Source organism: Mucilaginibacter ximonensis, assembly GCF_042686265.1.
Classification (GTDB): domain Bacteria; phylum Bacteroidota; class Bacteroidia; order Sphingobacteriales; family Sphingobacteriaceae; genus Mucilaginibacter; species Mucilaginibacter ximonensis.
The window spans coordinates 312,707-336,806 of record NZ_JBHUPD010000003.1 but is presented as its reverse complement, the minus strand read 5'-3'; the positions used below and the strand labels follow the sequence as shown (position 1 = coordinate 336,806).

20 protein-coding genes are annotated in these 24,100 nt (G+C 39.0%); 9 read left to right on the top strand and 11 right to left on the bottom strand.

Going from position 1 to position 24,100, the window contains the following annotated elements; genetic code table 11:
• Positions 1 to 82 precede the first annotated feature (82 nt).
• Positions 83 to 979, top strand: a complete 897-nt coding sequence (gene miaA / locus ACFS5N_RS15445) for a tRNA (adenosine(37)-N6)-dimethylallyltransferase MiaA (RefSeq protein WP_377187460.1) — start codon at positions 83 to 85, stop codon at positions 977 to 979.
• On the opposite strand, the gene rfbA is transcribed toward miaA, so the two are convergent.
• Genes rfbA through ACFS5N_RS15430 form a run of 3 tightly spaced genes read right to left on the bottom strand, consistent with a single transcriptional unit; the run spans position 962 to position 3,539 of the window.
• On the bottom strand, positions 962 to 1,819 hold the full coding sequence (gene rfbA / locus ACFS5N_RS15440; protein WP_377187457.1) for a glucose-1-phosphate thymidylyltransferase RfbA: 858 nt from the start codon (positions 1,817 to 1,819) through the stop codon (positions 962 to 964). The two genes, miaA and rfbA, sit on opposite strands and share 18 nt — an antisense overlap.
• 9 nt (positions 1,820 to 1,828) lie before the next feature.
• Positions 1,829 to 2,689: a dTDP-4-dehydrorhamnose reductase gene (rfbD, locus tag ACFS5N_RS15435; RefSeq protein WP_377187454.1), complete on the bottom strand. Its 861-nt coding sequence runs from the start codon at positions 2,687 to 2,689 to the stop codon at positions 1,829 to 1,831.
• Between the two features lie 25 nt (positions 2,690 to 2,714).
• Entirely contained in the window at positions 2,715 to 3,539 is an 825-nt protein-coding gene (locus ACFS5N_RS15430; protein WP_377187451.1) for a 2OG-Fe(II) oxygenase, read from the bottom strand.
• A 209-nt stretch (positions 3,540 to 3,748) separates the two neighbouring features.
• Between ACFS5N_RS15430 and ACFS5N_RS15425 the strand changes: the two genes are divergently transcribed.
• The 5 genes from ACFS5N_RS15425 to ACFS5N_RS15405 are packed head-to-tail and all read left to right on the top strand — an operon-like array spanning position 3,749 to position 9,090.
• Entirely contained in the window at positions 3,749 to 4,957 is a 1,209-nt protein-coding gene (locus tag ACFS5N_RS15425; protein ID WP_377187448.1) for an oligosaccharide flippase family protein, read from the top strand.
• Positions 4,950 to 5,879 carry a glycosyltransferase family 2 protein gene (locus tag ACFS5N_RS15420; protein WP_377187445.1) on the top strand — a complete coding sequence of 310 codons (930 nt, stop codon included), beginning with the start codon at positions 4,950 to 4,952 and terminating at the stop codon, positions 5,877 to 5,879. The genes ACFS5N_RS15425 and ACFS5N_RS15420 overlap by 8 nt, the downstream gene beginning before the upstream one ends.
• Positions 5,880 to 5,890: 11 nt before the next feature.
• Positions 5,891 to 7,297: an O-antigen ligase family protein gene (locus ACFS5N_RS15415; RefSeq protein ID WP_377187442.1), complete on the top strand. Its 1,407-nt coding sequence runs from the start codon at positions 5,891 to 5,893 to the stop codon at positions 7,295 to 7,297.
• Positions 7,275 to 7,973 (top strand): acyltransferase, encoded by a 699-nt coding sequence (locus ACFS5N_RS15410; RefSeq protein ID WP_377187439.1) that lies wholly within the window; start codon positions 7,275 to 7,277, stop codon positions 7,971 to 7,973. Before ACFS5N_RS15415 ends, ACFS5N_RS15410 begins: the two co-directional genes overlap by 23 nt.
• Complete coding sequence (locus ACFS5N_RS15405) at positions 7,966 to 9,090, top strand: glycosyltransferase family 4 protein (protein ID WP_377187436.1); 1,125 nt, start codon at positions 7,966 to 7,968, stop codon at positions 9,088 to 9,090. The genes ACFS5N_RS15410 and ACFS5N_RS15405 overlap by 8 nt, the downstream gene beginning before the upstream one ends.
• On the opposite strand, the gene ACFS5N_RS15400 is transcribed toward ACFS5N_RS15405, so the two are convergent.
• From ACFS5N_RS15400 to ACFS5N_RS15390, 3 genes are all read right to left on the bottom strand, one after another.
• Positions 9,087 to 10,160: a glycosyltransferase gene (locus ACFS5N_RS15400; protein ID WP_377187433.1), complete on the bottom strand. Its 1,074-nt coding sequence runs from the start codon at positions 10,158 to 10,160 to the stop codon at positions 9,087 to 9,089. The two genes, ACFS5N_RS15405 and ACFS5N_RS15400, sit on opposite strands and share 4 nt — an antisense overlap.
• Before the next feature lie 45 nt (positions 10,161 to 10,205).
• Positions 10,206 to 11,147: an SDR family oxidoreductase gene (locus ACFS5N_RS15395; RefSeq protein WP_377187430.1), complete on the bottom strand. Its 942-nt coding sequence runs from the start codon at positions 11,145 to 11,147 to the stop codon at positions 10,206 to 10,208.
• A 262-nt stretch (positions 11,148 to 11,409) separates the two neighbouring features.
• Positions 11,410 to 12,048 carry a methyltransferase domain-containing protein gene (locus ACFS5N_RS15390; protein ID WP_377187428.1) on the bottom strand — a complete coding sequence of 213 codons (639 nt, stop codon included), beginning with the start codon at positions 12,046 to 12,048 and terminating at the stop codon, positions 11,410 to 11,412.
• Positions 12,049 to 12,275: 227 nt separating this feature from the next.
• Here ACFS5N_RS15390 and ACFS5N_RS15385 point away from each other — a divergent pair, with 227 nt between their 5' ends.
• From ACFS5N_RS15385 to ACFS5N_RS15375, 3 genes are all read left to right on the top strand, one after another.
• Positions 12,276 to 13,343 (top strand): glycosyltransferase family 4 protein, encoded by a 1,068-nt coding sequence (locus tag ACFS5N_RS15385; protein WP_377187425.1) that lies wholly within the window; start codon positions 12,276 to 12,278, stop codon positions 13,341 to 13,343.
• Between the two features lie 125 nt (positions 13,344 to 13,468).
• A complete protein-coding gene (locus ACFS5N_RS15380) occupies positions 13,469 to 15,805 on the top strand; it encodes an SLBB domain-containing protein (protein ID WP_377187422.1) in 2,337 nt (778 codons plus the stop codon).
• Positions 15,805 to 16,863 (top strand): hypothetical protein, encoded by a 1,059-nt coding sequence (locus ACFS5N_RS15375; protein WP_377187419.1) that lies wholly within the window; start codon positions 15,805 to 15,807, stop codon positions 16,861 to 16,863. Before ACFS5N_RS15380 ends, ACFS5N_RS15375 begins: the two co-directional genes overlap by 1 nt.
• A 45-nt stretch (positions 16,864 to 16,908) precedes the next feature.
• Here the strand turns inward: ACFS5N_RS15375 and ACFS5N_RS15370 are convergent, their stop codons facing one another.
• From ACFS5N_RS15370 to ACFS5N_RS15350, 5 genes are read right to left on the bottom strand one after another with little or no spacing between them, the layout of a single operon-like run.
• On the bottom strand, positions 16,909 to 18,627 hold the full coding sequence (locus tag ACFS5N_RS15370; RefSeq protein ID WP_377187416.1) for a capsule assembly Wzi family protein: 1,719 nt from the start codon (positions 18,625 to 18,627) through the stop codon (positions 16,909 to 16,911).
• 15 nt (positions 18,628 to 18,642) lie between these two features.
• Positions 18,643 to 20,322 (bottom strand): capsule assembly Wzi family protein, encoded by a 1,680-nt coding sequence (locus ACFS5N_RS15365; RefSeq protein WP_377187413.1) that lies wholly within the window; start codon positions 20,320 to 20,322, stop codon positions 18,643 to 18,645.
• A gap of 11 nt (positions 20,323 to 20,333) precedes the next feature.
• A complete protein-coding gene (locus ACFS5N_RS15360) occupies positions 20,334 to 22,019 on the bottom strand; it encodes a capsule assembly Wzi family protein (protein ID WP_377187410.1) in 1,686 nt (561 codons plus the stop codon).
• Entirely contained in the window at positions 22,016 to 22,660 is a 645-nt protein-coding gene (locus tag ACFS5N_RS15355; RefSeq protein WP_377187407.1) for a hypothetical protein, read from the bottom strand. The genes ACFS5N_RS15360 and ACFS5N_RS15355 overlap by 4 nt, the downstream gene beginning before the upstream one ends.
• Positions 22,661 to 22,693: 33 nt before the next feature.
• Entirely contained in the window at positions 22,694 to 24,037 is a 1,344-nt protein-coding gene (locus ACFS5N_RS15350) for an undecaprenyl-phosphate glucose phosphotransferase (RefSeq protein ID WP_377188494.1), read from the bottom strand.
• Positions 24,038 to 24,100 lie beyond the last annotated feature (63 nt).

The window sequence follows — 24,100 nt, the reverse complement described above, 5'->3', positions numbered from 1 at the left end:
TGAAATGTATAGATTTCTCCCTTCGGTCGAAATGACAAGTGGTAAAAATTTAGTTGTGAGCTCCCAACCTGCAAAAAAAACCTTGATAGTCATAGCCGGACCAACGGCCTCTGGTAAAACGGCAGCTGCTATCAGCCTGGCGCAGCATTACAAAACGGTTATCCTGTCGGCCGATTCAAGGCAGTTTTACCGCGAAATGTCCATTGGCACCGCCAAACCCAGTTGGCTTGAACTTGCTGCGGCTAAACATTATTTTATCGACTCGCATTCAATTACCGAAAGCTTTTCGGTAGGCGATTTTGAGAAACAAGCTTTGGCTTTGCTCGATGAGCTTTTCAGGGAGCATGACATTATCATATTAGCAGGTGGTTCAGGTTTGTACATCAAAGCTTTGACAGCGGGTTTTGACGATATTCCACAGGCGTCAGCAGAGGTTCGCGAAAAATTGAACAGGGAGTTTACCATTAAAGGTATCGAGGCGCTTCAAAAAAAGCTACAAGAAGTTGATCCAGATTATTATCATGAAGTTGACTTAAACAACCCTCAACGCATTATACGTGCCCTGGAAGTTTATCAAACTACGGGTAAGCCTTTTTCATCTTACCGCAAAGCGGGTGTGAATACCCGTCCGTTTAATATTTTAAAAATAGCTTTAGATATGCCACGTGAGGTTTTGTATAACCGCATTAACCATCGCGTTGATATAATGATTGAACAAGGATTGGTGGCTGAGGCGCGGTCGCTTGTTTTCCATCGACATTTAAATGCGCTGAACACCGTAGGTTACAGCGAATTATTTGATCATTTTGATGGCAACATCAGCCTGGAAAAGGCTATCGATCAAATCAAGCAAAATACCCGCCATTTCGCCAAGCGTCAGTTAACCTGGTTTAGAAAAGACAAGGAAATTCACTGGCTCAGGCCGGAAGATATCCGGCCTGACGTTATTGATATTTTATTACTAAATGAGGCGAAGTAAATACTGCCCGTAACCGCTTTTAATATACTTTTGAGCTATGTCCGTAAGTTGCTCTTTGGTGATGAATTTCATCCGATAAGCAACCTCTTCAATACACCCAATTTTGGTATCCTGACGTTTTTCGATAACACGAACAAATTCACTGGCATCGCTTAATGAGTCAAAAGTGCCAGTATCTAACCAGGCGGTACCTCTGTCCATAACGCCTACTTTTAAATTACCCTGCGCCAAATAATGTTTATTCACGTCGGTAATTTCATATTCGCCGCGCGGCGATGGTTTAAGGTTAGCTGCTATTTCTATTACCTGGTTGTCGTAAAAATATAAGCCGGGAACGGCATAGTTTGATTTTGGCTGCGCCGGTTTTTCCTCGATAGATAAGGCTTTGAAATCGTCGTCAAATTCAACTACCCCATATCGTTCAGGGTCGGCTACCGGGTAAGCAAATACGGCGGCTCCATTCACATCATTAAAACTCTGTATCAGTTTACTGAAACCGCTGCCGTAAAATATGTTATCGCCCAATACCAGCGCTACCTTATCATTGCCAATAAACTCTCTGCCTATTACAAAAGCCTGTGCAAGCCCGTTTGGCACTTCCTGCACGGCGTATTGAAAATTGCAGCCCAGCTCTTTTCCGTCGCCCAATAAGCGCTTAAAGCTTTCGTTGTCCTCCGGAGTGGTGATGATCAGCACGTCCCTGATACCTGCCAGCATTAATACCGACAGCGGGTAATAGATCATCGGCTTATCATATATCGGCATCAATTGCTTGCTGATAGCCCGGGTTATTGGGTAAAGACGGGTACCAGAGCCACCCGCTAAAATTATTCCCTTCATAATTAAATTTTAATTATTGTTGATTTTGCCTATACAAATGATGAGGCTGTCTCGCCAATACGGAATTTCAATATTGAATGTTTGTTTTGTTTTACTTTTATCCATGACAGAGTAGCCAGGGCGTTTTGCACGCGTTGGGTATTGATCTGTGCGGATAGGGTTAACCTTTACCTTGGTACCTGAAATATCAAATATGGCGCGGGCAAAATCAAACCACGAAGTTACCCCTTCATTACTGTAATGATAAGTGCCATATGCCTTGCTCTCGCTATTGATTACGGTAAGAATAAATGTCGCCAGATCAATAGCATAAGTTGGCGTGCCAACCTGGTCGGCAATAATATTTAATTCATCCCGCTCGGCGCCTAGCTTTAGCATGGTTTTAGCAAAATTAGCTGCATATTCAGAATACAACCACCCGGTGCGGATAGTGAAATGCTCGTCCAAACCTGCGGCTACAGCCAATTCACCATCTAACTTAGTTTGTCCATAAACGCCGATTGGTTTGGTCTCGTCGATCTCGGTTAACGGGCGCGCCAGGTCGCCCCTAAAAACAAAATCAGTTGATATGTGGATCATCACTGAACCATGGGCTTTACATTTTGCAGCCAGATTTTCGGCGCCTGTAACATTGATTTGATGTGCGCGGTCGGCATCTTCTTCAGCTTTGTCAACAGCAGTATAGGCGGCACAGTTAATCACATAGGCCGGCTTATGGCTGACGAATATAGTTTCTAACCCGGCGATATTCAAGATATTGGCCTCAGCTTCGGCCAAAAAAATAATATTATCCTGATTATTTAATTCAGCAACATTCTTAAGGCACTGCCCTAATTGACCCGATGCGCCAAAAACTAAAATATTTTGCATAATGTTAAAATTGCTCCTAAGAAATTTATTTGTTAACAACTTTCTTTACAAGCTTTGTTAATATTGGCGGTACCAGATCCACAACTATCTGCCTTAAGGTAACCGGATCTTTGATGGTGTCATTATCTATCCCAGCCCGGTTAACAAATAGTGTTGCATGAGGCTTCTCGCTTATTTCGTTTTTAGGGCGGCCATTACTATAGTAGTATAAGGCTATTGATTTTCTGCTTCTATCGGGTGGGCAGGTTAATGGCTCGGGATGCCCGTGATATGAAAAATCAGTAGTTGAAAATATAGCTACCCTATTAAAAACAGGCAGTATTTTTTTGGCTGCCCCGGTCATTTTCTTATCCCATAATTCAAAATGCCCCCCGTAGCTTTCGTGCCAATCTTTATTTAAATAAACCAATAAGTTTATGCGCCTGTCAAGCCAGGTTTGATCATGCTTATTAAAATCGGCATGTACTTTAAGCAAGCCACCCGGTTTAATTTCATGATACCCGCCGCCCACGAGGTACGGGTCAGGTAATAAAGTTTCTTTTATACCGGTTAGCTCCTGCAAAAATTCCAGCACAGGTTGCGAGTTTAAAAAGTGTACAAAAGCTTTAGTATTATCGCTAAAATATTTTTCCCCTTTGGCCGCAAATTTTTTCTCGTTATGGTTGTCATATTTGATAATCTCTTCCTTTTTTGAAAGATCAGGGAAGTCGTCAAGCACCTTTGACAGCATTTCTTCATTAAAGAAGTTATCGATAACTATATGCGGATAAGGGTTGGCATTTTTATATTCATTATGTTTATCAATGCCTAATTGCTTAAGGTCTTTTATGGAAGCGTTCAGAAAATTCATAGCGCAATGGTTGTGTTGCGAAGATAGTTATACCTTACAGATTATTGTAAATAATAATAACGCTTATTTGTTTTTATTATGTGAACTTAGTTAGGCGTACAACTGCTTAGTTTCTTATAAATAACTCTAAATTTGCCCCTGTTATCAACTAAAAACATTTGAAAAGAAACCTGAAAGACCTATATACAAGATTAAGATCAACAAATATCTTGTCTAACTTTATTAACCTTACCAGCATACAGTTATCAAATACGCTATTGCTGTTTATAACTATAAGGATAATAACGGGCAACGTAGGTATTAATGGTTTTGGGATGGTAATGTTTGCTTCTAGATTTTCAATGCTGGTAGGTACGGTGGTAAATTATGGTACAAGCCAATCGGGCGTAAAAGACACGGTGTTTAATTTAAATAACAGAGAGAGCCTTAGTTTAACTTTTTCCAATACACTGTTTGTCAGAATTCTGATATTTTCAATATATGTAATTTGCCTGATTGCCTGTTGCTCTATCCATAAATTAAGTTATTATTATATTGTAGCAGCAGCCCCAATGGTTTTGGCAGAGGTTTTGAATCCGCTATGTTTTTATATAGGAATTGAAAGGATAAGGGTTTTTAACTTGACAAATCTGGCAGCAAATTTTTTTGCCGTAGCTGCTATATTTATATTCATACATCAACCGCAAGATGCGCCTTGGGTTAATTTCATTTTAGGCACCGCCAACGTAACCACCTACATAGGTTTATGCCTGTACTTTATTTACCGGTTTAAGCTCAAATTAAAATTGCCTTCAAGAACCGAGATATTGAAGATGATTAAGGAGAACTTCTATCTTACCATCAACAATATTTCGGCTATAATGCAGCAATCTATCATCATTTTTGCTTTAGAGTGGAGCGGATCAGGCTTATTGGGCGCCTATGCGCTATGCGACAGATTTATAGCACAATGCCGCAGTGTATTAAACATAGTAAGTAACGCAGTTTACCCAAATGCGGTTAATTTGTACAAACAACACCGCGAAGCCTGGGCAGCCTATCGTAAAAAGTCAAGACGATTATTTGCCGGACTTTTTTTTATAGGGGGACTTTTAATATTTGTATTGGCCAATATGATCATATTTGTGCTATCCAAAAAACACAACCCCGACGCTGTTGTAATGCTAAGAATCATGGGGTTTGTACCTGTTATTTCGGCTTTCAACGTGTACGGGGTGTTGGACATGCTTTTAAAAAACCGCAATATTTATTTGTTCAGGATAGCTATAGCTTTGGTATTTATTGGCTTAATAACAGCATTTGTTGCGGTAAGTATAAACAACCGATTATTGATAGGCGCATTTACAGTGATTATTGAAACCTGTGCGTTTTGCATGTATGAGTATGTTTTAAGAAAACCCTTGTTAAATAATGCCTAAAGCAGTAGCATTAATATTACTTAATTGGAATACACCGGAGCATACCGTTAACTGTATTGCTTCTTTAAAGCAATATTGTAATGAGCAATTGTTCGATATTATTTTGGCTGATAATGGATCAACCGATAATTCGCTTGAAATTTTAAAAGTGCGGTATCCCAAGCTTATATACATAGAAAATAAAGAAAATTTGGGCTTTGCCGAAGGCAATAATCGCGCTATAAGTTATGCCATTGAAAAAGGCTATACGTATTCTTTACTCATAAACACAGACACCCTGGTTGATGAAGATATTATAGTTAAGCTTTTGAAGCATTTAGATATCCACACCGAAGCTGCCGCTGTACAACCAGCTATTTATTGGATGCACAACCGTAGCAAAATCTGGAACGGCAGGGGTGCTTTTAATAAATTAACAGGCAATACTCCGTCGTCAACAAAATTACCTGACGCAGTATCTATCAATGGTTACGAACAGGCCGATTGGCTGACCGGCTGCTGCACTTTATTCAGAAACTCGGCCTTACAAAGAAGCGGGCTGCTCAACGAAATATTCTTTCTATATTATGAAGATGTTGATTTGTCATTTCGTCTGCGCCAGTGCGGATTTGAATTACATTACCTCCCTTCGTGCAAAATGTACCATGAGGCGGGCATATCGGCCAGGGTTAAAAAAAAAGAAGGCAACTTGAGCCCCATTATACACTATTACATTTGCCGTAACCATATATGGATATTGCGCAGGTATGGAAATCCAATGTTTTATCCAATCAATTTTCTTTATAATGGCGTTTACTATCTGGCTCTTTTGGGGTATTTTATATTGCGCAACCGCCGGCAAAAAGCAGGCTATTTAATTAAAGGTATTAAAGAAGGACTTTTTACGCCAAAAAATTTAATTTGGACCCCAGTTAATTATTAACCGCTGCAGGCATGTTTATTATTTTCCCCGTTATTTTTATTGCTTCGTTTTACTATGCTTTAAAGGAGATCTACAACGGGAACACAAGCGGCGTGCTTATATTTATGATTTTTGGTTTATCCATATATACGACAGCAATGTCGGTTATTTATTTATATGGATTTGACTTTATCATTCCGGCGCTACAGTCTTTTAAAGAGCTGATGATATTGGGTGTACTGTTGCTTAATCTGCTTGCATTAAGGCATCTTCCTCGATTTCATGTTATCGATTACCTGATACTTACCTTACTTCTATACCTGGTTGTTTACGCCGTTTTGCCTATCGGAGGCCAAAGCTTTTTTGGGAGGTTAAGTTCATTAAAAAGCATTGCGTTTTATATAGTAGTATACTTTGCCGGAAGGTTATTTGACCCAAAGAAAGTTTATATTAATAAATACTTTAGTTTATTTATTGTGCTTGCGATAGCTACTGCAATAGTGTTAGTTATAGAAGTTATACTGCAAACGCCACTTCAGTTTCACACGGGATATTTTGATTACGCTTATCATTATTTTAACTTGGATGCAGATGGCCCTTACGGTATTGCGGTAACTTTTCACTCAGACAGTGGCTATACACGTTTTGCCAGCTTTTATACTAATCCGCTTGAGCATGCCGCAGCCGCTATACTTGCCATGTCTATAATACTTGGACTTTTTACTGACGACGATAATAAACTACGCATAACCAGCCTCGGTATAGCGGGCTTATGCGCTACGGCTATATCTATCATATTCGCGTTGTCACGTGCGCCTTTGGTAAGCTATTGTATCGTAATATATATTTATGCACTTATAACCAAACGCAAACTTTTGGTTAACACTATCCACATTTGTTTTGCTATAGTTGCTGCTTATATAATATATCTTTTTGCTCAATTTGAGAATAATCAAACCGGCATTATTGCGGTACTCATGAACACCATCGACTTTAGCGACCCGTCAAGCGTCGGACACCTTATTCAATGGACACAAGGCATCTTATCTATTAGTCAGCATCCGCTTGGTTTAGGTCTGGGAACATCCGGCCGTGTAGCTGCCAGTTTAGATGAAAGTGTAGGTGGTGAAAATCAATTTATCATTATTGGCGTGCAAGCCGGACTGATAGCGGTTATAATAGACTTAGCTATATTTTTTATGTTTATACGTATAAGCTATAAATGGCTTAATCGGTTAAAAGGCAAAGAAAGAAAACTTTGTATCGCGGTGTTTTTAATAAAAGTTGGTTTCTTTATTCCTACATTAAGTTCAGAATTAGAGTCATCTACCTATTTGTCATACATGAACTGGTTTTTATCAGGTTTGTTGATAGCCGTTATTATGCAGATACAACCGCCAAAACAATTACCGGCATATGGTCATCGAGAAATTAATTAGAAAACTAAAAAATGATCCCGATTATAAATGGGACAGTGCATATTCATTTAAAGATTTGCTGCATGTAAGCTGGGTACGTTTCTTTCAGATACTTCGCGGATTGCTTTTAAAACCGTTTCTAAAGCGATCAGATGGCCTAACATTCATAGGTTCAGGAGTTAAGGTTCATCACGCTTATCAGTTTTTGGCAGGCAAAAATTTAATACTGGGAGATAATGTAAGCATTAACGCATTATCAACAAATGGAATAACCGTGGGCGACAATGTCTCAATAGCGCGCGATTCGATATTGTTTTGTACTGGGGTTATTGCTCAAAAAGGTAAGGGAATCGTGATCGGCAACCGTACAGGTATAGGTGCGCGCGCTTTTTTGGCGGGGCAGGGCGGTATTGTTATTGGCGATGATGTAATTACGGGCCCCAACATTCAAATATTTTCCGAGAACCACAATTTCCATGATCTAAATCAAACTATCAGACAACAAGGTGTAACCAAGCATGCTACCATCATAGGTAATAACTGCTGGATAGGCGGTGGCGCAACCATACTGGCTGGCGTTACAGTTGGCGACGGTTGCGTAATTGCGGCAGGCAGCGTGGTTAATAAATCTGTCCCGGCAAACTCGGTTGTTGCGGGCGTGCCGGCTAAAGTGATAAAAACGCGTGACAATGCCTAAGCCACTAACTATAGGGGTAGACATACGCGATCTGCGGGTAGCGAAAACAGGCACACGCACCTACCTCGAAGAAATTTCCAAAGCGTTTAAGCAACTGGAAAACGACAATATTAAATTTAAATTCCTGGATGTCAGTATCCCGGTTTATAGTGGCAACAACAGATTGTTAAAAATGGTTGAGCATACCAGATTCCAACTTTGGAAACAAGTTATCCTCCCACTAAAGGCTTTTTTTAACGGCTGCGATATCGTTTTTTGCACCGATAATTTTGTTCCGCTTATTCATTTGGGTTTTAAAACCATCCCGGTGTTTCATGACGCTTTTTTTTGGGAAACGCCAGAAAATTATGGCCGGCTTTGGCTAAAGCTATACAAAAAAACAGCTGTCCCTGCCGCACACAGTTCGGCGGCAGTGGTTGTGCCCACCGAATACGCTAAGAAGCGGATCCACCACTATACGCACATTGCTAAAGAAAAGCTCATCGTTGTATACGAAGGCCCAAAAAGCCTGCCGCAAAATGCGGCAGGAGGAGATGAACTACTAAATTTATTTGCGATAGCAAATAAGCAATACATTTTACATGCTGGTTCTATGTTTAAAAGAAAAAATATAGCCATGCTGATCTACGCATTTGACAAACTAAAGAAATCGGGTGATTATGCGCATTTAAAACTTGTATTGTCGGGCGCTGTCCCTAACAAGCATGAAAGCGATTATGAAGAAATCGCCAAAGCTATTGAAATTACAGGTACGCAAAAGGATATAGTAATGACTGGCTATTTATGTGACAATGACCTGAGTTTGTTGTATAAAAATGCTTTATTGTATGCCTTCCCCTCTATAAATGAGGGCTTTGGTATACCAATACTTGAAGCCTTTAAAAGTAACCTCCCTGTGCTGGTAGCAAATAATACTTGCCTGCCAGAAGTAGGCGACGACGCCGTTATACAGTTTAATCCATTTGATATTGATGATATCTATCAAAAAATAAAGGTGGTAGTTGACGATAAAGAGCTACGTGAAGAGTTGATTAGAAAAGGCAACTTGCGTCTACAGTTTTTTTCTTGGCAAAAAGCTGCGTTACAGTTAATCGAATTATTCAAAAAAGTAGCCTAGCTCTTGGCAAAGAGCTCAAGGTGTTCGTCGGCTACTTTATCCCAGTTAAATACGCTCAGCGCTCTTTGACTGGCTTTTTCGGCCAAAGCCTTCATCTTATCATAATGGCGCTCGCAATAATTGATCTGCTCGGTTAATGATTTGATGTTCCCTTTTTCAAACATACGCGCGGTGTTTTGAACGGCATACTGATTTTCTTCAATATCACTTACTATGAGCGGCACATTCAAGCCCATCACCGTTAAAATCACCGGCGACAATCCTTCCACATCTGAGGGTTGTATGTAACAATAGGCATTACTAATTAAAATATTCGTATCATCGCCATAAACATAGCCTGGAAATATTAGTTGACTATCAGCCATGTCCATAATCTTTTTTTCGTAAGGCGACGGGTTGGGCGAGCCCCCTACCAGAACAAGCTTTTTGTCAGATATAGAGTTCTTAAAACCCGGGACAAGATAGTGCAAGCCTTTATCAGGAATAAAACGCCCTACAAATAAATAATAACCGCCTTTTTCAAGTCCAAATTTTTCAAGTACATTACCGCTACTTGCCGGTACCTCAACCTCACTACCAAAAGGAATGAATTTATATTGCTTGTTAAACTTATCTTCAAAAAGCTTCTTAGCTATCACATTATCAAAGATTACCTCGTTAGGCAAGTAGGCGGTGATAAACGACGAAAATTTAAGGTAAAGTTTGGCGTACCAGGTCCACTTATCGCGCTTCCAGTCAATACCATCCTGGCTAATAAATACCTTTTTACCAAATAAGCGTAACGGTAATGCCCAAATACTGTTACCTCCGTTTTGTATATGAACAACGTCGGCAGTATTATTTACAATAATATCCCATGTGCATTTAAAAGAGTGAAGGAGCGTATCAAAACCCTTTTTATCGACAGTATAAAAAGTTTTGATCTTAACGCCTTTATATTCATTGATGTCAACAAAAACATCTTTATATCGGCGGTTATATGCAACAACGCTATGACCTCGACATACTAATCTAGGCAAAAGTTCAAGCGCAAATTTATCTGCTCCTGCAGCGCCTTTTGCAGGTGGCATAGACCGAAAACCAAATGCCGCAATACGCATCTACAAAATAAAAAGTTATAAAGTAACAGATTCTTTTACTAAATAAATTCCGTTTTCTTGCAGGTAGCCGCTGTAATAATCGTGTATGTATTCTTTAAGGGCAGTTTGCCAGTCGCGCATGATATTCATGCTTCTCAGCTCCAGTTTTTTATTGATCAACCGTTCAGAAGGTGGGCGTGGAGCAAAATAGGTTTCATTAAAAAAGCTCGATGAAACTTCCTGCAAAGTAACTTTATCTTTCAGACCTAAAACATTAATTACTTCTTTTGCAACTTCATATCGGCTGGTTTCTCCGTTACAAACCATATTATAAAGGCCCCAGTATTCCCGCTCTATCAGCAAGCGAACATTTTTTGCAAAATCAACGGTAAAGGTCGGCGTGCCGTCTTTATCGTTAACAATATTTAAGTTACGTTTACCGGCGATAAGCTGATTAATGATCTTGCTTATGAATTTTTTATCTTTTTCAGGCCCGCCACCCATCATCCAACCGGCGCGGCAAATAATGTAACGTGTTGCATTCTCACGCACATACCGTTCGCCCATATATTTTGAGCGTGCATAATGGCCTAATGGATTTGGCTCGTCCCAGTCATCGTAAAAGTCTTTAGTACCGTCAAAAATACCTGCTGTACTTATGTACAATAAAGGAATATTTAATTTATTAGCAATAAAGACAGCATTTTCAACGGATGTGGTATTGGTTAAGTAAGTATCGTCAATGTTAAGTTCGCAATACTCAAGATCAGTATGGGCTCCTAAATGAAATAAATAGTCGGGTTTAAATGCTTCAACATCTTTACGATAAGCTTCAAAGTTTCTAAAATCAAGAAATTCAAGCCATTTTTCATTTACATCTTTATCAGTACATTTAATCTGGTAGTCATCTTTAAAAATGCGATAAAATGCTTCTCCAAGCATCCCTCCCGCACCTGCAATGTAAATTTTTTTCTTCATATAAATGTTATGCCTTGGCGGCTACATCTGGCAGATGTTAGTTACGAAAATAGGCAAGTTAACTATAAACTTTTCAAAATTAACCTTTTTCGGTGCATTACCAGCATTTTTGTTAAAAGTTATACAGTATTAAGCAGATTGATATCCATCAATCCTAAAGCATTTAGCAACATTACTGTAATATCAAAGACAATTAATTAAGTATATTGTTTTGCATGTTTGTAAGAACGAATGCCGATATACTAATTAGCGACACTAAATATTATTGTTTAACAATAAGCACAAAGTCCATAGTGACACCAAATTTCCTGTTTCGCTTTATTATATAATTATCAACATTAAGACGCTTCAGCATTTTTTTCATGTCAGCTACACTCAATAAATTCATATAATCTCCCGACGCCCAATCCTTCCCAATTAACTTCAATACTTTGTCAAAAATTTTCTTAGGTAAATAATGTAAAAATGGTAAGCGCGTATGCACTTCAACAGGAAACCACCTGTTAGGGGTGGTGATAAAAATATCTTTACTGCTTCTTAACAGTTCGCTTAAAAATAAAAGCTGCTTATCGTATCCCCCAACATGTTCAATTACTGCATTAGACCATGCTATATCAAAACTTTTGTCTGCAAAAGGGAAGAAACTGCCATCGTACATCACTACTTTCACCTCGGGAAAGTTTTCTTTGAATTTAGGCGCATCTTCTATGCCTAAAGCTGTGATGTTATGGAGAAACGGGTAATTTCTTTCTAAAAAATTAATGCCAGGATACGGTTCATCATTAGTGAACCCAACGTCAAGTATTCGCGTATTTACGTTAGGCTGCAATTGTTTTAGAAAGTACTGATATTTTTTTTGTCGATTTTTAGTAGAAATATTAACCGCAATATTTTTTAACATAGATGGTTTATTAAAAAGCTAACCGGTACAATAGTAGTTAAATAGCCTTGTTTTTGCAAGCCGGATTAAAACCACTACCATATTGATTAAACTTTAATTTAATTAATATGAAAAATTCAATGCCAAAACGTAATACCACCAGGCGCATTATCAATTTGGGGAGTAGTGGTTAATTAACTAACTTCGACCCCTAATTTACCTGTGATATTTTAGTTTTAACAAGGAAAATGAAGGTAGCTTTCATCGTAAGACCTAATTTATATGATATAGCTGGCGGGGATACCGTACAAATAGATCAAACAGCAAAAAAATTAAGAGAATTAGGTGTTGAGGTCGATATTTTACTGTCAAATGCGGTAATCTCACACCAGCAATATGACGTTTTAAACTTCTTCCATATCACGCGTTCGGCGGCTATTTTACTGCAAACCAAAAACACTGATAAACCAATCTTGGTTTCTACGATACATTGCCCCTACGGTGATTACGACAAACATTCAGGTTTTAATTGGCGAAGTTTATTTGCACTTATGTCTGAAGATGCAAAAGATTATTTCAGAACTATTTCACGCTGGATACGAGGCCGCGAAGGGCTGCCCATTAGTTATATTTTTACAGGCCAACGTCACAGCATACAAAAGGTGTTAAAAAAGGCAAAGATTATATTACCCAATTCTATGTCAGAGCTTAATCGTATCAAAGAACGTTATGCTTGCCAAACACCTTACGCAATTATCACAAATGGCATAAACCCAGAAAAATTTGAATACGATACAAATACACCTAAGGACGAAAAACTTGTTATCAGCGTAGGACGCATTGAAAAACGTAAAAATCAGCTTAACATTATCAGGGCATTAAATAATACAGACTATAAATTGGTGTTAATTGGGGCTGCTACTCCAACTCAACAAAGCTATTATCAGCAATGTGTTGATGCTGCCGGCCCTAACGTTCAATTACTTAACCGTATCCCCCATGAAGATATGGTTAAATACTACCAACTGGCTAAAGTACATGTACTGGCCAGCTGGTTCGAAACTACAGGTTTAAGCTCGCTCGAAGCCGCCATTATGCGCTGTAACCTGGTAATCACGGATAAAGGCGACACCAGAGATTATTTTGGCGATGATGCATTCTATTGTGCACCAGAAAACCCAGACAGCATTCGTAAAGCGGTTGATTTGGCTGCTAAAGCACCAATTAACGAAGACTTAGCTAATAAAATATTAACTGAGCATACATGGAAAAAAGCGGCTCAACAAACTTTGGCTGCATACAAATCAATTTTATAACCCTTATTGTTACGATATTAAAACTTATTTAACGTTGTTTCGTTTAGCTGCGTGTAGGCAATCTGCATAACTTAACACCCAATATATATTCTATATTTGTACCAGTTCTATAAACATCATTTTAGATGAAAATTAAATACCTCTTCTTTATTCTGTTTCTACCTTGTTTCTTCTTATCGCAAAATGCAGTTGCCCAAAAGCTGTCGTTAAGTGATATATCAAGTATTAAACCTGGCCAGTTAACAGATGATCAGATAATTCAATATTGGGAAAGAGCTCAGGAAGCCGGTTTAAGTGAAAAAGACGTTTATGACGCTCTTGAAAAGAAAGGAGTTTCTGCTGATGATATTGCAATGCTTAAGCAAAGAGTTTCGTTGCTAGGTTTAAGCGATAAAACCTCGCAAAAAAAAACAGCTACCAAGTCAGAAAAATCTGCCGATTTCACCCGCGCTCCTAATGACACAATAGTTAAGCCCGAGCCGCAAAAGAAAAGACTTCCATCTGATGCCCAAACACTTGAAGTTTACGGAATGAATTTTTTCACCCAAAATCGTCTTAGCTTTAGGCCTAACTTTTCTATTGCGACACCCAAAAACTACGTACTGGGCCCTGGCGATCAGGTAATAGTAATACTAACCGGATTAAACGAAACTACCTTGCAGCCAAAAGTGACCGGTGAGGGTAATATACTGCTACCGTACGCCGGTTTAATTTATGTAAACGGATTTACTATTGAACAAGCTACCAGTCTCATTAAAGCGAAAATGAGCAAAGTATACCCTGCTTTAAAAAGCGGACAAACTCAATTAGCTGTTAACCTTGGCACCACCCGCAGTATCCATGTAACTGTTAACGGTGAGGTGGTAATGCCTGGAAACTTTACGGTATCAGGTTTTACTACGTTGTTTAATATTTTATATAACGCGGGTGGGCCCAACGAAAACGGATCGCTAAGACATATAGAACTTATAAGAAACAACAAGATCTATAAAACCGTTGATTTCTATAGCTTTTTGCAAAGCGGCTTGCAAGATGAAAATATCCGACTGGAAGATCAAGATATCATACATGTTCCCATCTATAAAAAACACGTAGGTATCACTGGCGAAGTGAAGAATCCTTTTCTGTTTGAATTAAAAAATGATGAAACATTGCAAGACCTAATTAATTATGCCGGAGGTTTTACTGCTTTAGCGTATAAAGGCGTTGCAAAAGTTGATCAGATTACGGATTTGCAACATGAGGTTAAAGACGTATCGGCTAATATGTTTGCCAATTATGTACCGCAAAATGGAGATTTAGTAACTATTGGAGCGGTAACAAATAGATATACCAATCGCATTTTTTTGAGTGGTTCGGTATTTCGCCCAGGCGCTTACGAATTGAAAACGGGATACACTTTAAACCAACTTTTAAAAGATGCGCAAGGATTAAGGCCTGAAGCTTATATGGAGCGCGGCTATATAAATCGTACACTTCCAAATCTTGAGAAACAAATCATTTCTTTTAAACCAGGTGATATTATTGCTGGAAAAAACGACATACCGCTTTTACGCGAAGACTCGGTTGTTGTACTTGACCGTACGTTATTTGCTTCTATGCAAAAGGTTTCTGTTGGAGGATACGTAAAAAAACCTGTCAGCTTTATTTATCGCGACGGCCTGAATCTGGGCGATGCTCTAGCTATGGCAGGAGGCTTCGCCGACGAAGCGGCACAACATCATGTCGAAATATCGCGCATTATAAACAACAAATCTGACAGTGTAGCCAACCAGCTGGTAAATACTTTTGTGGTTGATATGACCAATGAGGCTAATCAAGACTTAAAACTGGAGCCGATGGATATAATCAATGTGCCGCGTTTGGTAAACTATCGTCCATTAGGGAATGTTATTGTAAAAGGCGAAGTTGCTTTTCCCGGAAACTATCCTGTGCAGAAACGCGACGAAACTGCTTTAGAGTTTTTATCAAGAGCCGGAGGCGTTACACCATATGGATCCATTGAAAACACGCAAATCTATCGCAACGGTGTAAGGGTTAACCTTGATCTGTCCCAAACACGTAAGTCATCCGCTTCAGATCACAATAAAATGATTTTGTTGCCGGGCGACAGCGTATATGTACCACGGGTAATATCATACGTAGAAGTTTCGGGGGCTGTTAATAATCCCCAATATATAACCTTTAAGGCAAGGCGTTTTAAATATTATATTAATGCTGCTGCCGGAACAAAACAAAATGCAAGATTAGCTGGTGCATATATTCAATATCCTGATGGTTTAAACCAACCGGTTAGGCATTTTCTTTTCTTCCGTCTATATCCGATTGTAAAACCGGGCAGCCGAATAGTTGTACCCGAAAAGCAGATAGACGGCAGATTTAAAATAGGTATCAGTGAAATTGGCGGCTTAGCTACCGCATTAACAGCAATTGTAAGTATAATAGCCATTCTGCACAAATAATGACCCACGAAGACGATTCATATTTATACGAGCCCGAATTCTCATTAAAAAAACTTTTGGCACAAAGGGTTAACGACCTAAAGTATATATTAAGTTTTAAAAAAATATTAGCAACTGGTCTTATAATAGGTGCGTTAATAGGCGCGTCTATTGCATGGTACAAAGCCCCAACATACACGGCCCGTCTAACCTTTGTGGTAGATGATTCGAAATCAATTGGTGGCGGCGGTGGCCTTTCCGCACTGGCTGGCCTGGCAGGTCTTGACCTTGGTAGTTTAAGCGGGGCAAGCGGCGTATTGGCCGGCGATAATGTTGAAGAGTTAATAAAAAGCCGCAAACTTATGCAACAGACTCTGCTTACCGCTTACGATAGTACACAAACGCTGGCAGATAAATATGCATCAGTTTATAAGCTTAGCAAAAAATGGCGTAAATATAGTCCGGACGATAAAATCATCAGGTTTCCATTAAACGGGTTTAAAGCCACACGCTTACAAGATAGTTTGCTGCACGAAATGATTGATTTAATACTCGACAATAATTTTGGTATAGCAAAAACAGATAAAAAGCTAAGTTTCTTTGAGGTAAATACCACCATGAAAGATGAAAAGCTGGCTCAGCTTTTTTGCAGGCGGATGATAGACCAATCGACAAGCTTTTTTATATCAACCAAAACAAAAAGGCTCAGAAATAATGTTGAACGGCTTCAGCATATAGCCGACAGTGTTCAACACTTACTTAACCACAAGACATATACATCAGCCGCCGCAGATCAAAATGTTATAGATTTAAACCCCGCATACTCAGGCGCAAACGCAGATATTGAAGTTAAACAACGTGACAAAACATTGTTGTCGGCAGTGTATAGCGAAACAGTTAAAAATTTGGAAGCTAGCAAAACCATGTTAGCTCAAGAAACTCCGACTGTACAAATAGTCGACGAACCCGATTTACCTTTAAAGAAAAACAGCCTTAAATACTACATTACTATACCTACAGGTATCGTAATTACTGAAATACTATTCTGCGTATTTATTTTGATTAGACGCAAAGACTAACAAAGGAAAACACCTTCAAAACTAAGTTTCAATGATTCTCTTTATTTAGAATCTGTAGGTTATTCCCATTTCTGCATGAAAATTATAGGCAGTGTTGTGAGGGATATAATATTGACCAGGATTGTAATCTTTCAGTATCCACTCATAATTCAACGACTTTACCTGTTGTAATTTTACATTAAATAAAAAATTTTCATAATCCCATTCGCCTTTTAAGGCAAATGCAAAATCTACCCACTGACGATTGTTCCCATTAATATCAGGCAGAGATTTGTCTGAGAAATCAACCGCGTGCTCAAATCTGTCTATTTGAAAACCTATTTTTTTCAGCCCGGAAACCCAGCTAGTTTCTACCGATTGCAGATTGCCGCCTGACCCGGTTCCGGCTCCGAGCCATTGCCCTAAGTTAGTTTGCCCCTGCTTTATCTGAGAATGTACATACCATCCACCGGCTCCTCTGACTATGCGATCGATGGATTGCGAAAGCTGCGTAATTTCGGCACCAAATAAAATATGCTGATCATTGTTTCCAGGCAGGGCGAGCATCTTTCTTAAACCAACTATATAAGCCCTTGAGTGGTCAGGCGATTCGAAAAAGTCTGTCAGATTGTAAGAATTATCGTTTAAACCGTACTCTAAATATAGTTCTGCCTGTGCTTTTAAAAACAACCATCGTCCATAAAACGATGTATATTGATCGCGCGGAAAAGGATCACCGGTTCCTGATTTTTCTGGCCCAGTGGTAGCAGATTTAGAGTAAGGAGTAAAAAATGGCAGATATCCTGAAAATCCGTGTACATCTTTTTCATAAGCGTCAAATGTGCGGGTTATACCAAGCGTTAAGCCTGCCAACCACTTAGGGTGATAATTTATATTAAATCCGGTAAAATACCGCCAATCGGCCGTTTTGGATATCGAACCATCAATGTAATTAAACTGGGGATTCTTTAATAAAGCAGGCTGATTAGACCCGTCCAAACGTCCGGCAATAATTTGCCCTTCGAAATGCCCTATGTATGTCTTAATTGGTCGTGAAGTATTTATTGTTATATGCTTAAAACCGGGGGCATTATTACTCATGATAAGGGAATTTTGTATTCCAGGCCCCCACCATAAACTTTCGTTAGAAACGCCAGCTTCCATTGGACCAACAGTTAGCTTTATGTTACTTTGCCCCCAGAACCATTTACTGTAAACACCATAACCAAATCGTTCAGGCGCATCGGTATTATTATAGTAGTTGTAATATGCCTTAATCTCGGCGTCAGACCTTCCAGGCACTGCAAAACCCGCAAAAGACGAGTTAGTTGCATAAACATACTCTGGCCGCAATTGCATACTTAAAAAACCTATTTTTAGGTATATGCCACCACTAATCATAGTTTGATAACCTTTTGACGGAATCATGGCCTCGTCATTCCAACCATATGGATGATTAGAATTGAATTGCTGCTGCCAGGTTAGCGGTAATATCTGAAAAAGCCCGTTTGCATTTGCGAAAACTTTTTTCGCTCCATATCCGTCCCGGATATTTGATAATGTACTATCCGGATCGAAAATATCAGTAATCTTAAGGTTACTTTTGCCCAAGGGCCTTAAAGTGAATGAAAGGTTAGAATCGACTTTCCCTAATAGCTGCTCCCGGCGGTAATAATCGTCCAAAACCGGGGTTCCAACCGGCAATGATTGAGCAAAGGATGATATGCCGGACGTGATTAAAATGCCGGCCACAAGTATCTTCTTTATAAAAAAACGATTGTCCATTTATTAAGTTCTTTGCTAAAATCTGTAAGTTATTCCTAGCTCGCCATGAAAATTATAAACTGTGTTATGAGGAATATAATATTGGTCTGGAATATAGTCTTTCAAAACCCATTCGTAGTTTAAAGATTTTATTTGTTGCAATTTGATATTAAATAAAAAATTCCTAAAATCCCATGTACCCTGCACGCCAAAAGCAAGATCAACCCAATTACGACTATTACCGTTAATAGGTGAATAATAATAATTAATAAAGTCAGTATCGTGTTCATATCGCTGAAAACTAACACCTATTTTTTTCAGCCCACATATCCAGCTAATATCTGCCGATTGTAAATTACCTCCAGGACCGATACCTGCTCCCAATACCTGGCCCAAATTTGTATAACCTTGTTTTACTGTGCTATGCACATACCATGAACCATCGTACCTAACCAATCTGTCGTCAGTTGTTAAAGCAAGTTGAGTGATCTCTGAGCTTAATAAGATATGTTGATCACGATGACTATTCAAGTCAAGCATTTTCCGAAAACCTACGGTGTAAGCCCGACTATGATCGGGATCTCCCCAAAAATCATTGAGGTTATACGAATTATCTTCGCGGCCATACTCAAAATATAATTCTGCTTCAGCTTTGGCAAAGTACCATCTGACATAGGCCGATGTGAGCTGATCCCGGGGAATTGCGTCTCCGGCTCCGTTGTTTTCGTTCTTTTTTTGGTATGACAACAAAAAAGGGATATAATCTGCAATGGATTTAACATCTTCTTTGTAGGCGTTAAAGGTACGATTTAATCCAATTGTTAACCCGGGTATAAATCGGGGGTGATAGTTAATATTGAATCCTGTTAAATATCTCCAGCCCTTTCTTCGGGCGGAGTCAACGCTGGTGGAACCTGTTTGTAAAAGTGGATAATTAGACTGATCAAGTCTGCCAGCGAATACTTGCCATTCAAAGCCCCCTATAACAGTATTTACGGGCTTAATCGTATTGAAAGTAACATGTTTAAAACCCGGCGCATTAGAACTCATAAGTAGTGAGTTTGTGATACCTGGCCCCCACCACAAATTTTCAGTAGATAACCCAAGAGACACAGCGCCAAAGGTTGCCCTTATACTGCTCTGTCCCCAAAAAGCCTTACTGTAGGGGCCATTCCCAAATCGTTCAGGAAGATCAATTAGCCGGTAAAAATCGTAGTAATTAATCAAGTCTTGGCTGCCATGCCCACTGGCATACCCGTTAAACGCAGGGTTAACGGCGTATACGTATTCCGGCCTAAGTTGAATATCTAGAAATCCGTATTTTAAATAGACCCCTCCACTAATTATAGTCTGGTAACCTCTGGCAGGTATCATTGCGCCGTCATTCCAACCATATGGCTGATTAGAGTTGACCTGTTGCTGCCAAGTTAGCGGTAAAAGTAGAAATACGCCACGGCCATCAGCGCCGGTATTTTCTCTATTTTTACGTAAAGTACTGTAAGGATCAAAAACATCATTAACTTTCAAAACATCCTTTGACAACGCCGGCCTTACGCAAAATGAGAAATTAGAATCAACTTTACCAAGCAATTGCATTTGTCTATAGTAATCGTCAAAAATAGATGTTACAGGCACAGACTGGGCGCAGACTTTAGTTAGCGTTAAAAAAAAACTCAAACTAATTATTAAAGATGAGTTAATAATAACTTTTCGCATGTTGCCTTATATTAGAATCTGTAGGTAATGCCAGTTTGTAATTGCACGTTATACTGATGCAACTGGTGTGAAAATGTTATATCATTGCCGTTTTGAGTTAGTGCCCATTGATAATTTAACGAGTTTATAAATTGAAGTTTAGCGTTAAAAATAAAATTCCTGTAGTTCCACTCGCCGTTGAAAGCTAAGGCCAAATCAACCCAATGCTGGCTATAATTTTGACTGTCATAAAATGCATAATAGTAAAAATCATTATTATGCACATATCGTTCTAATTGCAAACCAATTTTTTTTAAGCCGCTTACCCAACTAACCTCTACTGATTGCAAGTTACCGCCTGGCCCTATACCAGCGCCCAGTGGCTGCCCTTGATTAGTGTAGCCTTGCCGAATGCCTTGGCTTACATACCATGATTGCCCACTTTTTACAGCAGCAGCTGATGTTTCCTGCATTTGCGTAACCTCAACGGCTATCATTATGTTCTGGTCGGTTCGTTGTTTAAACGGCAAAAGCTTTCTCAGGCCTGCAACATACGCTCTCGAATTATTTGGCTGCAAAACTGATTGATAAATATCTTGTCTGTTGTTGTAATGACCGTATTCAAAATAAATTTCTGCGTTTTCAGGTGCCCATATCCACCTCATAAAAATTGAACTAAGTTGATCTTGCGCATTTATCGGTTGGTCTGGTGCCGTGGTAGATTTTACAGGAACGAACCAAGGAAGATAGCTTTTAATTCCGCTTAGACTATATCCATAAGATTGCGCGGTTTGGGCATATCCTAAAAACAAACCGGACACCCATTTTGGCTGCCAGGTGAGCACCAATCCCGAAAGATATCGCCAATTATCAGGCTTAGGCACGTACAAGTCACTGCCGTAATAATAGTGATCAGGCACCAGTGGTGCAAAATTAGAGTTATCAAGCCGGCCACCTATCAATTGTCCCTCAAACGAGCCTATTGCAGTTTTAATTGGTTTTATTGTATTTAAAGTAATATGGGGAAATCCGGGTGCAGAGTTACTCATCAGCAATGAATTGCGTATACCCGGCCCATACCACAGATTTTCAGTAGATAGGCCCACCGACAGACCTTTGTAGTTTAATCGAATGGCACTTTGCCCCCAATAAGCGCGAGTATAGCTGTGTTGACCAAATCTGACTGGTAAATCAATATTGTTATAAATATCGTAATAACGTGCAAAAATCACATCATATTGGTTATTGTTAAATGTTTCAAAAGCCAGATTTTGGGCCATCACTATTTCAGGCTTTAATTGAACGGATAATGGTCCAACCTCAGCATAAAAACCAAAGGTGGCTAAGGTTTGAAAACCTTTAGCAGGTATCATGGCACCATCATTCCATCCATAGGGGTTATGCGAATTGACTTCTGTTTGTAAACCTACAGGCAATACTGTTAAAAATAGTGGTTTCGCCCTATGGTCCTTATTACGCCCCCCCATCAGGTTAAATTTATCTTCTATACTATCAGTCGATAATTTCACGGCTTTAACATCGTTTGGAAATATCGGCCTTACCATAAATGAAACTGTCGAATCTGTCTTACCGAACAATTGCAATCTGCGGAAATAATCTTCCACAGCAGGTGTCCCAACCGGTAATGATTGTGCGTCCGCTTTTTTAAAAGTCCAAAAAACCAACTGAAAAATGACTAAAAGCTTGATAATTTTCATAAAGATACAGCTTGAACTTTTAAATTGTCGACTGACCAACTTTCGTCGCACAGCTTGTCAGTAGCATTTGTCTGTATTAATTTATCGGAACATTCAAGTATTAACGAACTGCTTGAATGCCTAAAGGTTTTTGATATTTTGTATAGTGTAGTGCTGTTCGCGGCATTACAAATGCCAGGCAAATTAGTAGCATAAGCCCCGGTCTTAGGATTATGATAAAAATTTGGATAATTATCAGGATAAGACTGTGGTGAGCAAATGGCGGTGGGGCTGCATTGAAAGTTTGCAAAAGTTGCATAGATGTATGTATTTCCGTCAACTTTCATTTCCCAGATATCGGGTCCGTCGGGGGCTGACTTATTGCCATCCCAACTATCGTGAATGTAAAGGTCAAATGTTACGATCACCAAATCGTGCTTGGGCAAATTATTAATCGACAGATCAAAAAATCCTTTGTTAACATTTGAATTATACCGCCCTAATACGGTAGAACCATTGTAAGTTGCAGTAAGACCGTTAGTAATATTAGTTAAATTATTGCTCTCAAAATCGTTATTGTAAACTACAACAGTTCTACTCACCTCGGTTTTACAGGCTAACATAAGTGGTATTAATCCTAAAATTATCGATTTCTTTTTCATTAGCAATAATAAAACGTTAGATAAGTTGTGTTATTAGTAGGCATTTTCTTCACCCCGCACCGCATTCCATACTGTAAGAAATATAATTTTCAAATCGAGTAAAAAAGACCAATTTTCCAAGTACCATACATCGGCTTCCACTCGCCGTAACATCGCCTCGGTTGTTTTTGTTTCGCCACGCAATCCTTGTACTTGTGCATATCCGGTAATACCCGGCTTCAAAAAGTGCCTCACCATAAATTTATCAATAAGTTGCGAATACTGTTTTGTATGACTTATCATGTGTGGACGAGGCCCCACAACGGACATATTGCCCATTAAAACATTAAAAAACTGCGGCAGTTCGTCCAGACTTGACCTTCTCAAAAAAGCGCCCAATGGAGTTACACGCGAGTCGCCCTTAACTGCTTGTTTATTGTTCGAATCAGCGTTAAGTTTCATACTCCTAAATTTATAACATTTAAAAGGCTTATTATTACGGCCTGACCGAATTTGTACAAAAAATATTGGACCTTTAGAACCACGTTTTATTAAGATTGCCAAAATAGGAAATAGCCAACTTAGTATAAATACGATGATGAATAAGGAAAATAAAATATCAAAAGCTCGCTTTAAAAAGCGGTTCAACATGTTTTCAAGCGGTTCAGGTCTGGTAGATATTACAGGAATGTGACCAAATGTTTCAACGTAGGTGGCGCGCTTAGTAAAATCATAGTATTCAGGCACATATTTAAATCTAATTAAATTTCTGTCGGCCGCAATCATTAGCTGCTCAACTTGCTGTGACTGGGCAGCTGGCAGTGTACAGAAAATCTCATTTACATCATTAGCTATAACAAATCTAATGCAGTCGTCTACAGAACCAGAATAAAGGTGCGCCTGTGTTACGTTTGTGGGTTCATCATCAAAAAAACCCATTATTTTGTAACCGAGTTCCGGATTTCCCTCGAAATAAGCGTAAAGCTCTTCACCTATTCTTCCACCACCCACAATCACAAAAGTTCTGTTATCTATGAGTGAAGATCGTTCGCTTTTACGGATAGTCAAAAACACAAGTTTCCAAAAACACAATAAAAAGCCAAAAAGAAGCAGGCTGCAAATTAGGTATTCGCGGCTGACAGAGTATGAGTTAGTTCCAATAAGAATTACAACAGTAAAACCTGTGAAACTTAAAAACAACAAATACGACTGTATGACGCCTCTAAAAGTCTTAATTGAATCTTTGGTAATGACATACTCATACAGGCCCGTTATATTGGCGGTTAACAACCAGATTAAATTTAACACCAGCACTACGGGCAAATAATGATTATTCCACCAAGAAAAAAAACTATGACCAACTATAAGGTATGAAATCATCATGCTAATATTTAGCATGATATAATCAACGGTAAGATTGATAGCCTTTATAAAAGTAGTATATCGATGAACCATTGAGAG

Excerpts from the sequence above, each read along its gene's own strand:
- rfbA (WP_377187457.1), bottom strand. The coding sequence starts at position 1,819 with ATGAAGGGAATAATTTTAGCGGGTGGCTCTGGTACCCGTCTTTACCCA.
- ACFS5N_RS15370 (WP_377187416.1), bottom strand. The coding sequence starts at position 18,627 with ATGGACAATCGTTTTTTTATAAAGAAGATACTTGTGGCCGGCATTTTA.
- ACFS5N_RS15380 (WP_377187422.1), top strand. The coding sequence starts at position 13,469 with ATGAAAATTAAATACCTCTTCTTTATTCTGTTTCTACCTTGTTTCTTC.
- ACFS5N_RS15350 (WP_377188494.1), bottom strand. The coding sequence starts at position 24,037 with ATGCTAAATATTAGCATGATGATTTCATACCTTATAGTTGGTCATAGT.
- ACFS5N_RS15410 (WP_377187439.1), top strand. The coding sequence starts at position 7,275 with ATGGTCATCGAGAAATTAATTAGAAAACTAAAAAATGATCCCGATTAT.
- ACFS5N_RS15365 (WP_377187413.1), bottom strand. The coding sequence starts at position 20,322 with ATGCGAAAAGTTATTATTAACTCATCTTTAATAATTAGTTTGAGTTTT.
- ACFS5N_RS15395 (WP_377187430.1), bottom strand. The coding sequence starts at position 11,147 with ATGAAGAAAAAAATTTACATTGCAGGTGCGGGAGGGATGCTTGGAGAA.
- ACFS5N_RS15420 (WP_377187445.1), top strand. The coding sequence starts at position 4,950 with ATGCCTAAAGCAGTAGCATTAATATTACTTAATTGGAATACACCGGAG.
- rfbD (WP_377187454.1), bottom strand. The coding sequence starts at position 2,689 with ATGCAAAATATTTTAGTTTTTGGCGCATCGGGTCAATTAGGGCAGTGC.
- ACFS5N_RS15390 (WP_377187428.1), bottom strand. The coding sequence starts at position 12,048 with ATGTTAAAAAATATTGCGGTTAATATTTCTACTAAAAATCGACAAAAA.
- ACFS5N_RS15360 (WP_377187410.1), bottom strand. The coding sequence starts at position 22,019 with ATGAAAATTATCAAGCTTTTAGTCATTTTTCAGTTGGTTTTTTGGACT.
- ACFS5N_RS15400 (WP_377187433.1), bottom strand. The coding sequence starts at position 10,160 with ATGCCACCTGCAAAAGGCGCTGCAGGAGCAGATAAATTTGCGCTTGAA.
- ACFS5N_RS15430 (WP_377187451.1), bottom strand. The coding sequence starts at position 3,539 with ATGAATTTTCTGAACGCTTCCATAAAAGACCTTAAGCAATTAGGCATT.
- ACFS5N_RS15415 (WP_377187442.1), top strand. The coding sequence starts at position 5,891 with ATGTTTATTATTTTCCCCGTTATTTTTATTGCTTCGTTTTACTATGCT.
- ACFS5N_RS15385 (WP_377187425.1), top strand. The coding sequence starts at position 12,276 with ATGAAGGTAGCTTTCATCGTAAGACCTAATTTATATGATATAGCTGGC.
- ACFS5N_RS15355 (WP_377187407.1), bottom strand. The coding sequence starts at position 22,660 with ATGAAAAAGAAATCGATAATTTTAGGATTAATACCACTTATGTTAGCC.
- ACFS5N_RS15405 (WP_377187436.1), top strand. The coding sequence starts at position 7,966 with ATGCCTAAGCCACTAACTATAGGGGTAGACATACGCGATCTGCGGGTA.
- ACFS5N_RS15375 (WP_377187419.1), top strand. The coding sequence starts at position 15,805 with ATGACCCACGAAGACGATTCATATTTATACGAGCCCGAATTCTCATTA.